This window comes from Azorhizobium oxalatiphilum (assembly GCF_014635325.1).
Classification (GTDB): Bacteria; Pseudomonadota; Alphaproteobacteria; order Rhizobiales; family Xanthobacteraceae; genus Azorhizobium; species Azorhizobium oxalatiphilum.
On the sequence record NZ_BMCT01000003.1, the window covers coordinates 219901 to 233166 of the forward strand.

A 13266-nucleotide genomic window follows, 5' to 3' on the forward strand; every position below is an offset into this window, starting at 1 on the left:
AAGTCGTAAGTATTTCTTACTATGTAATGCGACTGTTTTATATTCATTTGTTCTTGAATGTGTTCCTACCTCCCGCCGACATGATGTCGGTGTCCCTTTCCGGGTCTGCGCCCATATGATGTGCGGCGCCTGCCCTCCCTCGAGGAGGGGCATATGGTCGACTATATTAAATCGACGCTCATCAAAACATTGGTGGTTCAACGCACCGAGAGCAGCGGCGCGACCGGGAGCGAGGGCGCGGCGGCGGTTCCGCAACCCAAGCCGATGAGCAAAGAGGAAAGAGAGCAGTTCTTCGCCGAGGGGCGGGAACGAGCGCAACTGATACTAAGCGATAGCCTCGCACGCTTGAAGGCTTCTCGTGTCTTCATGCAAACGGTCATCGAGAATTTTTCGACGCTTGGTGGTCCTGCGAGGGCAAGCACGGCGATCGACTTTGATCGGCGTCTTGAGCGTATGATCGCCAGCTATGATAAGCCGCAGAATTCTGCGGTGCCGGATATCGTGGCCAGGGCGGCGGAATTGCACATTGCGAATATTAGAGGTGTGGACTCGCTCATTCATAGCGTACTTACATATAATATAGCGTTGTCGTTTGTTGAGGGTGTAGCCAAAAGTGAAGGCGCACTTAATCATGAACTGGAAACCGTGACGGATCCGGATGATCTGCAGGCATTGCGCAGAATATCTGAGGATATGAATTTGTTTATGGATAAATTTGAACCTATTGTTGAGGTTTATCCAGGTCTTATGGAGTATGAATTAAGTAACATTAGTGATTTATATGTCATTGAAGGCGAAATTATAAATAAAAATGAAGACGGAACATATGGGTTTGGTGTTTTTTCCGTAAAAGATAAGGTGACTGGGGATATTTATTGGAATCATGATGGTGGCGGTGTGGCTATATACCATGGACCTTTCGGTGAGCGGATTGAAGTGACGTTGCATACGTAAAGCCATTTCAATCCCACCTAGCGAAGGCGCCCTGCACGTATTATTAAATAAGCGCCGTATCAGTGACGACGAAGTCGCTGAGGGTAAGGGTGCGGATGGCTTCGAGTGGAAGCGATGCGATCTTCCGTCGTACAAAAAAGGCCCGCCTTCCGGCGGGCCTTTTGTCTTTGGGGCGGGCGAGACAGCCGGGCATGGCCCGGCCGTTCCGGATCACCACGTATACTTCAGGTCCAGCGAGAACAGCTGGGCGGCGACATTGTCCGAGAGCTGGAGCTCGTAGCGGGTGCCGACCTTCAGGTTGGCGTCCTGCTGGGCCGAGAGGCCCGCCGACAGCACGCCGATGTTGCGGCCGAAGCCCGTGCTCTCCACCGTGAAGGGCGCCGCCGGGGCGCCGATCAGGCCGGCGGTGGTCGAAACGCTGGTGTCGCCGAAGTTGTAATAATAGCGGGCGCTGAATTCCGGCGTCAGGCTGAAGGTGCCGGCATCGAGCACGCTGGCGAGGCGCAGGCCGATGGACGGCATCATCAGATCCATGGTCTGCGACCCCACCACGAGGCCGGCGGAACCGGCGCCGCTTTCGGTGAAGCCGCTGTGGGTCAGGTGGTACCAGTCGAAGCCGACGCTGGGCTCGAACGAGACCTTGCCCATGTCATAGACGCCGCCGGCCTTCAGCGAGGCGGTCACGTCATTGCCGTCCGGCGAGGCGGTGGCGGTGCGGCTGAGGGCGCCGAAGGCGAGCGTGCGGCTGCTGGAATAGTCCGTGTAGGCATAGGCCAGCGTGCCATCGAGGAACAGGTTGCCGTGCTGGAGCGAGCCGTAGAGCGAAGCCTGGTAGCTGTCCGCGCTGCTGCGGCCGCCGAGGCCCGGATCGGTCTCGAACATGCCATAGCCGAAGCTGAAGCCGGCCAGACCGTTGCCGAAGCTCTTGTCCATGCCGAGCAGCACGCCGAGGCCCTGCATGTCGGTGGCGCCCTGGCCGCCGATATTGGCCGGGCCGCCCATGACGCGAGTCCAGGCCGAGACGCCGGTCTCACCCGTCGTGCCGGCCGGAGCCGGCTGCATGCGGGCGAGCGCCGAGGAGGCATCCTGGAACAGGCCGCCGATGCCGGAATTGTCCGGGCCGAAGGACAGCGGCGTGGCATCGCCACCGGCACCGGTGCGGCCGGAGCGGCGGGCCGACATGCGGTCCTCCAGCGCGCGGGTGAACTGGCCGCGCTGGATGGCGTCCGCCGTGGTCAGGCTGCCGAGCGCGGCGCCGGAAAGCTGGTCGAGCGCATTGGCGCCGGCCGCATCCGTCACCGTGGTGTCGAGGCCATAGAACACGTTGTCGAGGTCGCCCTGCGCGGTGGTGCGATAGGCGGCGTTCAGGTGCTGGGCGACGGCCAGCTGGTTGGCGGTGCGCGCAGGCGCCGCGAAGTTGCGGGCGAAGTGCACGGTGGCGGTGTTGCCGCTGTAGGTCAGCCACTCCGCGAGGAAGGGGCTGGCGTCCACCACGCCGTCATAGGCACCGGAGAGGGCACCGTCCGAGGTGGCGAAGGTGAAGCTCTGGTTGGTGATCTTGTCGGTGGGATCGGTGACGATCTGCACGTGACCGTCGAGATTCATGGTGCCGGTGACGACGAGGTGGTCGGCCTTGTCGTTGTCCACTTCCAGCTGATAGACGCCCGCGTCCGTGAAAGTGACGTTGCCGTCGATGGTCAGCGTGCCGATGGAGTTGCCGGGGGCCAGCGTGCCGGCGATGAAGATGCCGCCCGCGCGCCCGTCCGTGCTCACCGCGCCGGGGGCGGAGGTGAGGATGGTGCCGGAGCCGCCGAGGATGGCGCCTGCGGCCACGTCCATGCGGTAGGTGATGTAGGCGTTGGTGGTGTTGATCTTCAGCGTGCCGGCGCTGACCGTGGTGAGCTGGCGGCCAGTCGTGGAGATGGCCTCCGTCAGGCCGAGCGTGTTGGCGGTGGTGTCCATGGTGGAGCGGAAGTCCACCGTGCCGGTGCCGGTCTTGGTGATGTTGCCGTCGCCGCTGATGGTGTTGCCGGTGAGCGTGAACACGGCGCCCTGCTGGGCATCGAACGTGCCGCCGGTGGCGTTCACCTGCACGTTGCGCTGCATGGCGAAGCTGCTGCTGGCGGAGATGGCGCCGCCGTTCAGCGTCAGCAGGCCCGACACCGCGCCGAGATTGGCGTCGGAGGAGATGCGCACGGTGCCGGCGTCGATGCGGGTGCCGCCGGTATAGGTGTTCTGCCCGCTGATGGTGAGCACGCGCTCACCCTGCTTGATCATGGATCCCGAGCCGCCGATGGTGCCGGCGAAGGTGCGGTCGCGGATCTCGATGTTCGCCACATAGGGATTGGTCAGCGAGACCGCCGCGCCCAGCTCCAGCCAGTCGGTGTTGGTCGCGTATTGCGCGATCATCTCGTGGGCTTTGGTGGTGGGGTGGAATTCGTCCCAGAACAGGAAGTTGCCCACGGTCGCCGCCGAGCAGCCGTTGGTGTACTCGCCGCTTTCCCCGTCCACGCAGTTATGGACCGCATCGGTGAAGCCATAGGCGGTGGGGTTGGCCTGAACCTCGGCCAGCAGCGCGGCGGCGTCGATGACGACGATGCGGGTGTTGGGATTGGCCGCCGAGAATTCGTCCTGAAGATTGTAGAGGGCGACCTTCAGGTCGCGGTTGGTCTGCTTCACATTGGTGCTGAGCACCGCCCGCTGGTCGCTGGGCAGGGTGGAGAATTTCGGCGTGGTGCTCACGTCGGCGACGGTTGGCACATAATAGGTCGCGCCGTTCTGCGCGATGTCGGAGCGGCCGTTGATGGCGCTGTTGATCTTGCGCAGGTCCGCCGGGACGTTGGTGATGATGGTGTCGTGGGCGGGGAACAGGGCAGCGAGCTTGGTCGCGTTGTTGAACAGGGTGGACCAGCCGCTGGTGTCCTCGACCGACTGCCGGAAATTGTTGCCGCCGATCCAGAAGGTGATGAGAGGCTTGTTGCCGTAGTTGGAGGCGGAGAGCTGGGCGGTGCCGCCGATGCCGAGGAAGCCGGAGGTGCCCGTCACCTTGTCGGTGAACTGCCCGACCTGCTGCTCAAGGTGCTGGATCAGCAGGCTGACGGTGGTGGCATAGGCGGGGCCAGTGACCGCGCCGCCCCAGGCCAGGTTGCGGTCGGCATTGTAGGGCAGGTTGTTGATCGCCGAGAGATACTCGACCCAGACCTGTCCGTTCGAGAAGTGGCCGTTGTAATACAGCGGGCCCTTGGGGAATGTCGGCAGGTACCAGACATTGGTGCGGGCATAGGTGCGCCCCACGTCGGACAGGCTGTCGCCCAGGCTCCACAGCGAGGTGTAGGTCGGCGCGGCCGTCTGTGCGAAGGCGGTCGAGGACAGGAGCGCCAGGGACAGCGCTGCGAACACGGAACGCATGACAATACTCCAAAGCACAAGGGTTCGCGCTCCCGCCGAAAAGCCAGAAGCGCGCCCAAAATCAAGGTTTGGAGGGTCGAATAAGGCTGTGTCTAAGCCTGAGATGTTCTGCGCACAGGCAGAACGGTTCTCACGCTATACGTATGCAGCCAAGCCCCCACCACGAAGCATTTTACGCAATGGAGTTATATGAGTACCGTTCCAGAGTGCAAAGATGGCGGCGTGAGGGAAGGACAGCTTCGCGACAGCCAGACGGTAATGCGGTGTCAGGTCGCACATGACCCGAAGATGCAACAGGTGTTGCGGGTGCTGGATTTTGGCTTTTCTGCAACACCCGCGCCTGTTTGCGCGAGGCAGAAATAAAGACGGCCCGGAGCGTATAGGCTCCGGGCCGTCTTACTAACATTTGTTATGCGAGGAAGCGTCAGTGCGACTGCGCCTCGCTGTCGATCCGCGAGGTCTTCTTCGTATCCGGCATGAACAGATAGACCAGCAGCGAGCAGCCGATCACGCAGGTGGCGTACCAGTAGAACCAGCTCTCGTGGCCGATGTTCTTGAACCACAGCGCGATATATTCCGCCGTGCCGCCGAACAGCGACACCGCCACCGCATAGGGCAGGCCGACGCCGGAGGCGCGGATGGCCGCCGGGAACAGCTCGGCCTTCACCACCGCATTGATGGAGGTGTAGCCGGACACGATGAGCCACGCCCCCGCGATCAGCAGGAAGGCGGTCCACGGGCCGCTGGCATGCTGGATGGCGGTGAGCAGCGGCACGGTCAGCAGCGTGCCGAGGACACCGAAGCTGATCAGCAGCGGCCGGCGGCCGATGCGGTCCGACAGCGCGCCATAGATGGGCTGCAGGCACATGGCGAAGATGAGCGAGCCGGCGCTGACCCAGGTGGTCTGGGCGTCGGTGAGGCCCGCCGACAGCTTCAGGAACTTCTGCATGTAGGTGGTGTAGACATAGAAGGCGAGCGTGCCGCCGGCGGTGAGGCCGAACACGAGGGCAACCTCGCGCGGATGCTCCATCAGGCCGCGCAGCGTGCCGCGCTTGGCCTTGGCCTTCTTCTGCTCCTTCTGGAACGCGTCCGTCTCCTGCAGGTCGCGCCGCATGACCAGCGTGAACAGGGCAAGGCCCGCGCCGATGAAGAAGGGAATGCGCCAGCCCCACGCCCGCAGTTCGTCCGCGGTGAGCAGGATGTTTTGCAGCACCAGCAGCACCACGAGGGCGGTCAGCTGGCCGCCGATGAGGGTGACATACTGGAAGGAGGAGTAGAAGCCGCGCTCCTTGGAGGTGGCCATCTCGGAGAGATAGGTGGCGCTGGAGCCATATTCGCCGCCGAGGCTGAGCCCCTGCAGCAGGCGGGCCACCAGAAGAAGGATGGGGGCGAACACGCCGATGGTGGCGTAGGTGGGCGTCATCGCGATGATGAGCGAGCCGAAGCACATCAGGAGGACGGAGAGCATCAGCGCGCGGCGGCGGCCGAAATTGTCACCGATATGCCCGAACAGCCAGCCGCCGATGGGGCGCATGAAGAAGCCGAGGGCGAAAATGCCTGCGGTGGAGAGAAGCTCCGCAACCGGGTCTTGATTGGGGAAGAATGCCTTCGAAAAATAGAGAGCAAAGGCCGAGTATGCGTAGAAGTCGTACCATTCAACCAGGTTTCCGGCCGATCCGATCAAAATCGCTTTAATGCGATGGATGCGGTCGAGCGGGACATTGTTTTTATTTGGCGTAATTTTGGATTTGTCGTCCACTTGGCACTCCGATCCTGTTTTCAGAATCCCATGATGGGGTGCTCCGAATTTTACAGACGAGTGATCGCGTAAAAGCCTGAAGCCAGCTCCGTGCGTGAGCTGCCTGCGTCTTATACGCTCGTAGTGAACCTGAAAACACGGCTAAAGGCGCATAGCCTTACGTCCGCCACATTCTCTCACGTCATGACCTTGCGTAAGGTTCCGCTGACCTAGAGTAAGACTTTGCGAGTGCGACAACTCAGGACAGGCGGCACTTTGCCGCTTTGCGCGCAGCATCAGCCGTTCCAGCGCTTGGGCCGGTAGAAGGTATGGACGCCGATGCGATCCAGCTTGCGCATTTCCCGCACCCAGGAGGGGTGGACCCAGTAGGCGTGGTAATGGGTCGCGCGTCCGACGCTGTCGAGCCACAGCTTTCCGTCCAGCATGTCGGCGGAAATCTGCTTGGCCTGCACCCACATGTCGGGCTCGCGCACCACGTCCTTCACGTCATCGCAGGCGAAGGTGAACTGGCAGGCCAGATGCCGGTGGGCGTTCTGGTAGACGGTCTTGCACACGTCATTGGGATAATAGCCGGAGAACACGCGGTTCATGACCACCTGCGCCACGGCGATCTGGCCGCGCTTGGCTTCGCCCCGGCTCTCGAAGTAGATCGCTTCCGCCAGGCACTTCTCCGCCCGTGCGCGGGCCGGGCCTTCGAGGCCGAGGCGCTCGGCGAAGGTGGGGCCGGCAAGGCCGCCGGCCAGTTCGCCCTTGCCGCCCAGCAGCGGATTGTCGCCCGCGCGGCTTGCGGGCGCCGAGACCGGCAGCGGCACGAGGCTGCCCGGAATGCTCAAGGTGGCGTGTTCGAACGGCTGGGCGGGGAAGATGTCGGGATCGGCGCCGAACACCACGGTGGGATCGCGATAGATCGGCCCGTCCGTGCCGCTCGCCGGCGCGTCCGCGCCGAGGTCGGCCCAGCCCTGGTCGTCGGGCTGGACGGGAAACAGGGCATCGCTGCCGATGCCGCCCGCATCCGCCATGCGGTTGGGCGGGGCGGGCTCGGGGATGTCTGCGCCGGTGATGTCGGGGCCGAACTGGGTGCCGATGTCCTCGTCCGCCACCACCTCGTCATCGATGTTCGGCAGCGACAGCAGGCTGTCGAGGGCGAGTTCCAGATAGACGTTGCGCGCCGCCTCCGGCCTGGGGCCGAAGATGGCGGGCGTGTCCGCCTCGACCTCAATCTGCGCCTTCTCGGCGGCATCGCTCTCGGGGGGCGTGGCGGCGGCGGTCTGCGTGGGCGCGCCCAGCACGAGCGGCGGGGGATAGGCGTAGCTGTCCTCGCCCGGCGGCGGCACCACGGGGGCGACGGGCAGCACGGAGGTCTCGGGCAGGGTGAAGCCGAGCCCGTTGCCGAGGGCTGGCGGCAGATCGAGGGTGGCCACCTTCAGCGCCTTCAGCGGCGCGCTCAGGAAATCGGACCCGCGCTCCGCGAAGGTGCGCGTCAGCATGGCGTCGGAGGGCAGGGATTGCGCGGCGAGCGGCGCCGGCATCAGGCCGGAGAGGCAGGCGGCGAAGCTGAGCGTCGCGCCGAGACTGCCGATACCGGCAGCCCGCAGGCGTGCGCTTTGCCGCAGCCCGTGCCGCCCGGTCTCGCTCCGCCGTTCCGCCATTTGTCCGCCCCGCCAAAAAACGTCTGGTGTCGGGGACGGATTCACGGATCAGATTGATGCAATCTGATCCGATCCGGCCCCGGTAACGCGGGGCCTCGGCCGCTCCGGTCAGGCCGGAGGGCGGGAGATACGCACCCGCGTGGCCGGCACGGCGCCAGCCACGGGGGAAGCATGTTTTATCAACCTTACCCCCCGGTTAAGCATGATGCGATAAATGCTTCCCGGCTGAACGGGCCGCCCTCCGGCGGGGCGAGAAGCCGGGCGCGCTTCAGCCCCTCGGTGCCGAAGCGCACCTTGATCGCTTCTTCCACCCAGCGGCGCTCCTGCGCCGCGCGGCGGCCGGCGCGGCGGTCCTGCCCCGCCAGATAGGCGGCATGGTTCGCCACCGCTGCGGCAAAATCCTCCAGCCCCTCGCCGGTGGTGGCGGAGAGGCGGACCACCGGCACGCGCCACTCCGACGCTCCCCCCGCCAGCGCCAATGCGCCGCTGACGTCGGCGGCGGCGCGGCGGGAGCTTTCGGTCATGTCGGCCTTGGTGACGGCGATCACGTCCGGCAGTTCCATGACGCCGGCCTTCATGAACTGCAGGCTGTCGCCCGAGGCGGGCTGGATGCATAGCACCACGGTGTCGGCGATGAGGTCGATGTCGGCCTCCGACTGGCCCACCCCCACGGTCTCCACGATGACCAGATCGAACACCGCGCGCAGCAGCACGGCTGCGCCCACCGCATGGTCGGAGAGGCCGCCGAGCCGGTCGCGGGCGGCCATGGAGCGGATGAAGATGCCGCGATCCTCCGGATCGGTCTTCAGCCGCGCGCGATCGCCCAGCAGGGCCCCGCCGGTGCGGCGGGAGGAGGGGTCCACTGCCAGCACCGCCACCGTGCGGCCGGCGGCGCGGGCCTGGCGCACCAGCACGTTGGTGAGGGTGGATTTGCCCACCCCCGGCGGTCCGGTGAGGCCGAGCACCTGCGCGCGGGCGGCGGCGGCGGCCTCGTCCAGCAAGGCGGCGAGGGCGGGGGTGCCGCGGGCGGTCTCGACCGCAGCCAGAGCGGCGGCCACGGCGCGCTTGCCGCCGGTGTGAAGGTCCGCGAGGGAGGGGAGAGGCGGGGGCATGGTGGCGCGCAGTCTAGAGAGGGATCTGACCGGAGGGAATCGGCTGATCCGCCAATCCGCCTCTGACGCATGATGAGAGCATGCGCCGATCCGATTGCATCGCAATTCGGGTGGGCCGGGAGCCTATGCGCCCAATAAAAAAGGCGTCGGCTTGCGCCGACGCCTTTTCCACTGACCGGAACCGTGCGGGGGAACGAAACCGATCAATAGCTCACTTCAAAAGATCACTGGCAGTAGGAGCGGGACACCCGCACCACCTGCCCGTTGGGATAACGGTAGTGACACCGTCCCCCACTCCAAAAATAATAGGCAGGAGGACGTTGTCCGGTCTGCGATCCGATGACCGCGCCGGTCGCGCCACCGATCACCGCACCGGCCGCTGCGCCACCGGCCCTGCCAGTTACCGCGCCGCCGATCACTGCACCGGTGATGCCGCCGAGAACCGCGCCGGGCACCGCATTGTTCTGCGCCTGTGCGGCACTGGCCGCAATCATGGTGCACAACGCCGCCGCAACAGCCCGCACAGCGATCTTCCGCGTGCGCATCAACCCCTCCACATGCCGCCTGACGACGGCATTTGTTCCGTTCCAAACTCCTAGCAAGGCCAACATGAACGGCAGATGAGCGTAGCCATGTTTCTACAGCATGGATGGTAGTATTTACACGCCGCGAAGGCATATATTCCGTTTGAGTGCAAACCATCTTGTTCGCCCGCGTGTACCGCTTTTCTTTTGCACGCAACGGATGTTGCCGTCTGGCCGATGGGCGTATGGTCGCCGCTTGCATGGAGGCGGGCGGCTGGGGCAGGGTGCGGCGGAATGGAGATGTACCCATGAGTGAGATCAATCCCTTCGGCGGCCGCGTGGTGCATGTGACCCCCGCCGAGGTGAAGGCAGGCCTGGAGGATGGCAGCATCCTGCTGGTGGACGTGCGCGAACCCAACGAGACCGCCGCCGAACGCATTCCGGGCGCCGTGGATGCGCCGTTGCAGAGCTTCGATCCGGCTTCCCTGCCCGATCCGGCCGGCAAGCGCCTGATCTTCTCCTGCCGCTCGGGCCAGCGCTCGCAGAAGGCGCTCGCGCTCGCGCAGGCGTCCGGGCTCGATTACGAGGAGCACATGCAGGGCGGCATCCTGGCGTGGAAGGACGCCGGCTACCCGACCGAGCAGGGCTGAGCCATCGGCTCAGCCTCCGGTCAGCCGTTCAGGGTGGGCCGCAGCGGGAAGGTGAGGCGCACGGCCGCACCCTTGCTGCGGGCCGGAAATTCCATGACGGCGCCGAGCTTGGACGCCATGGCGCGCACGATGCGGTCGCCGAGGCCGGTGGAGCTGACGGGCGTTCCGCTGTCGGGTATGCCGACGCCCTCGTCCTCCACCGTCAGCTCGATATTGCCTTCGAGCGAGAACAGGTGCACGCGCACCGGCCCCTTGCCGCCGGGATAGGCGTATTTCGAGGCATTGATGACCAGCTCGGTCACGATGACGCCGAGCGCGACGGCGCGATCCGGGTCGATCTCGATGGGGTCGATGTCGGTGGCGAGGCTGATGCCTACCTCGCCGTGCTGGGCGGACATCTCAAGGTCCGCCAGCAGCGGCCCGAGATACTGGTCCACGGCCACCGTCGTCACCTGATCCGAGGTGTAGAGCCGCCGGTGCACCTGCGCCACCGCCGCCACGCGGCCGCGCGCGTTGCTGAGCGCGGTCTGCACTTCCGCATTGTCGGTGGCCCCCGCCTGCAGATGCAGCAGCGACATGATGATCTGGAGCGAGTTGCCCACCCGGTGGTTCATCTCCCGCAGCAGCAGGGCGCGCTCGGCGGCCAGCGCCTCGAAACGGTCGCGGGCGGCGCGGATCTCGGCTTCGGCGGCCTCGTGGGCGCGGTGCATCTTCACCTGCTGGAGCGCGGCGGCCATGGCCGAATCGAGCAGCTCGATGAAATCGCCCTGAACGTCCTTTACCACGTAATCGGCGGCGCCGGCCTTGAGCGCCGCGACAGCGACACGGCTCTCCTGCGTGCCGGTGACGTAGACCACCGGCGGCGGGCTGGCGAGCAGGCGGATGGCGGCCAGCGTCTCGAGGCCATCCTGGCCGGGCATGTAATGATCGAGCGCCACCACGTCGATGCCACCGGCAGCGATGCGGGCGAGGCCGTCCTCGCCGCAGGTGGCCAGTTCGACCAGATAGCCACGGCGGCCGAGCTGGCGCTGCACCAGCCGCCCCAACCCCGGATCGTCGTCGATATAGAGCAGCCGCACGCCCGCGCTCGCCGTGGTTGCCACGGCGCTGCCCTGGGCCTCCATGCGCGCGGCCTCGCCCATCAGCTCGCCTCTGGCACCTGGATCACGGAGAAGAACAGGCCGAGCTGTCGCACGGCGTTCGAGAAGTTCTCATAATTGACCGGCTTGGTCACATAGACATTGGCGCCGAGATCATAGCAGCGCTGGATCTCCACCTTGTCGTCGGTGGTCGTCAGCACCACCACGGGCGAGCGCTTGAGATGCTCGTTCTCCTTGATGCGCCTGAGGATGTTGACCCCGCTCGTATCGGGCAGGTTGAGATCGAGCAGCACCAGCAGCGCCTTGCCGGCATTGATCGCGCCGGTGCCGTCCGGACCGAACAGGTAGGCCAGCGCGCTGTTGCCGTCGCCGAAGGGCACGATCTCGTTGAGCACGCCGGCCCGGCGGATGTTCTTCTCGATCAGGCGCGCGTGGCCCGGATCGTCCTCGATCATGATGATGGTGACGTGCTCAGGCATGTTTTCCCCCATTGCCTTCGACAACAAGTCTGCGGGGCAGCGTGACCTTGAACACGGTGCCCAGCCCCAGTTCCGATTCCAGCGTGATGCCCCCGCCAAGGCGCCGGACCAGCGCGCGCACATGCGCGAGGCCGATGCCCTCGCCGGGCCGGTCCTGCGGCCCGGATCGGCGGAACAGCTCGAACACGCGGACCCGGTCGTTCGGGTCGATGCCGCGTCCGTTGTCCCGCACCAGATAGGTGACGTAGCCCGGCGTCTCCCGGGCGGAAACCTCGATCAGCCCCTGTACGTCGGGGCGCAGGTATTTGACAGCGTTGTCGATCAGGTTGGTGAAGATCTGCTCCAGTGCCATCCGGTCGCTGACGATGGCGGGGATGGGGTGCACCGTGAGCCTGGCGTTCCGCTCCATAAGCTGATGCGCCATGGTGGCCGCGATGGTCTCGACCATCTCGGTCATGCTGACGGAGGTCGGCGCGAACTCCTTACGGCCCTGCCGCGACAGGTCGAGGATGGCGTTGATCAGCCGGTCCATCTTGGTGATGGACTTCTTGATGAAGCCGAACGCCTCCTCGAAATCCTTGTCGAGCGCGATATCCGCCGCGCCATTGGTGTCGCCGGCCTGCGCGCGCAGGGTGGCGATGCGGTCGAACAGATCGGTGCGCAGGGCTTCCAGCTCGCTGGTGAAGCCCATGATGTTGACCAGCGGCGAGCGCAGATCGTGGCTGACGATATAAGCGAAGCTCTGGATCTCGTTATTGGCTTCCTGCAGGTCCGCCGTGCGTTCGGCGACCCGCTGCTCAAGAACCAGATTGGCTTCCTCCACATTGTGATGGGCGGTGCGCAGGTCTTCGGTGTTGCGGCGGGTGATGCGCAACGCCAGGGCGGCAATGCCGACGATGGCCACCGCGCCGGCCAGATTGACCAGCATCAGCCAGAGGTTGGAACTGCGCGATGCGGAGATGCGCTCGCCCAACTGGTTCTGCTCGCCCACATGCATCTGGTTGATGATGCTGCCGATCTCGCGGGAGAGCTCCTCGCCGCGGTCGGTGCGCACCACCGCCAGCGCGCCCATGGTGTCGCCGCTGCGGCGGAGCGAAATGGTGTGGCGCAGTTCGTCCTGCTTGGTCTGGAGCAGCACGGCCAGCCGGTCCGCCAGTGCCCGGCGCCGCTCGCTGGCGCCCACCGTGCTCGACTGCACCTGCTGTATGGTCCGGTCGAGATCGGCCATGGTGGTGTCGAAATCGGCCAGATAGCGGCTGTCGCCGGTCAGCAGGAAGCCGCGCTGGGAGGTTTCGCCGCGCAGCAGGAAGGCCTGCAGGTTGGAGATGGTGTTTTCCAGCAGCAGCGTCTGGGCCACCTGCGCCGCATCTTCGCGCGCGCGGTTCACCAGAAACACCGAGATCACGCTGATCAGGATCAGGATGCCGAAGCCGGCTCCCAGCACTACGGCCTGATTGAGGGGGCGGCGCGGACGGGACGGGGTCGGTGCCACGGCATCTTCGGTGGAGACGGTCACGGCGACGGCGCCCGGTACGCGGGGAGGATGTGGCCAGCCGACAGCCCGGCCGCGCAAGCGACGCCATGCCGCGGGTGCCGCTCGGACCTTACGCCTGAAAACACTGAACCCCGGC

General features: G+C 65.3%; 10 protein-coding genes. 2 read left to right on the forward strand and 8 right to left on the reverse strand.

The window, feature by feature from the left end:
• The first annotated feature begins 153 nt into the window (after positions 1-153).
• On the forward strand, positions 154-954 hold the full coding sequence (locus IEW24_RS13055) for a hypothetical protein (protein WP_188579208.1): 801 nt from the start codon (positions 154-156) through the stop codon (positions 952-954).
• 210 nt (positions 955-1164) lie between these two features.
• On the opposite strand, the gene IEW24_RS13060 is transcribed toward IEW24_RS13055, so the two are convergent.
• From IEW24_RS13060 to IEW24_RS13080, 5 genes are all read right to left on the reverse strand, one after another.
• Entirely contained in the window at positions 1165-4362 is a 3198-nt protein-coding gene (locus tag IEW24_RS13060) for an autotransporter domain-containing protein (protein WP_188579210.1), read from the reverse strand.
• 424 nt (positions 4363-4786) lie between these two features.
• Entirely contained in the window at positions 4787-6121 is a 1335-nt protein-coding gene (locus IEW24_RS13065) for an MFS transporter (protein ID WP_373870056.1), read from the reverse strand.
• Between the two features lie 275 nt (positions 6122-6396).
• Positions 6397-7770 (reverse strand): cell wall hydrolase, encoded by a 1374-nt coding sequence (locus IEW24_RS13070; RefSeq protein WP_244644362.1) that lies wholly within the window; start codon positions 7768-7770, stop codon positions 6397-6399.
• Between the two features lie 185 nt (positions 7771-7955).
• Entirely contained in the window at positions 7956-8882 is a 927-nt protein-coding gene (locus IEW24_RS13075; protein WP_188579213.1) for an ArgK/MeaB family GTPase, read from the reverse strand.
• Between the two features lie 224 nt (positions 8883-9106).
• On the reverse strand, positions 9107-9427 hold the full coding sequence (locus IEW24_RS13080; RefSeq protein WP_244644364.1) for a YMGG-like glycine zipper-containing protein: 321 nt from the start codon (positions 9425-9427) through the stop codon (positions 9107-9109).
• Between the two features lie 287 nt (positions 9428-9714).
• Between IEW24_RS13080 and IEW24_RS13085 the strand changes: the two genes are divergently transcribed.
• Positions 9715-10056: a rhodanese-like domain-containing protein gene (locus tag IEW24_RS13085; RefSeq protein WP_188579217.1), complete on the forward strand. Its 342-nt coding sequence runs from the start codon at positions 9715-9717 to the stop codon at positions 10054-10056.
• Between the two features lie 20 nt (positions 10057-10076).
• On the opposite strand, the gene IEW24_RS13090 is transcribed toward IEW24_RS13085, so the two are convergent.
• Genes IEW24_RS13090 through IEW24_RS13100 form a run of 3 tightly spaced genes read right to left on the reverse strand, consistent with a single transcriptional unit; the run spans position 10077 to position 13151 of the window.
• On the reverse strand, positions 10077-11198 hold the full coding sequence (locus IEW24_RS13090) for a histidine kinase dimerization/phosphoacceptor domain -containing protein (protein ID WP_280514979.1): 1122 nt from the start codon (positions 11196-11198) through the stop codon (positions 10077-10079).
• Entirely contained in the window at positions 11198-11635 is a 438-nt protein-coding gene (locus tag IEW24_RS13095; protein WP_188579219.1) for a response regulator, read from the reverse strand. Before IEW24_RS13095 ends, IEW24_RS13090 begins: the two co-directional genes overlap by 1 nt.
• The gene (locus tag IEW24_RS13100) at positions 11628-13151 is read right to left on the reverse strand and encodes a sensor histidine kinase (protein ID WP_188579221.1); all 1524 of its coding nucleotides are present in this window, start codon (positions 13149-13151) and stop codon (positions 11628-11630) included. The genes IEW24_RS13095 and IEW24_RS13100 overlap by 8 nt, the downstream gene beginning before the upstream one ends.
• Positions 13152-13266: the final 115 nt, after the last annotated feature.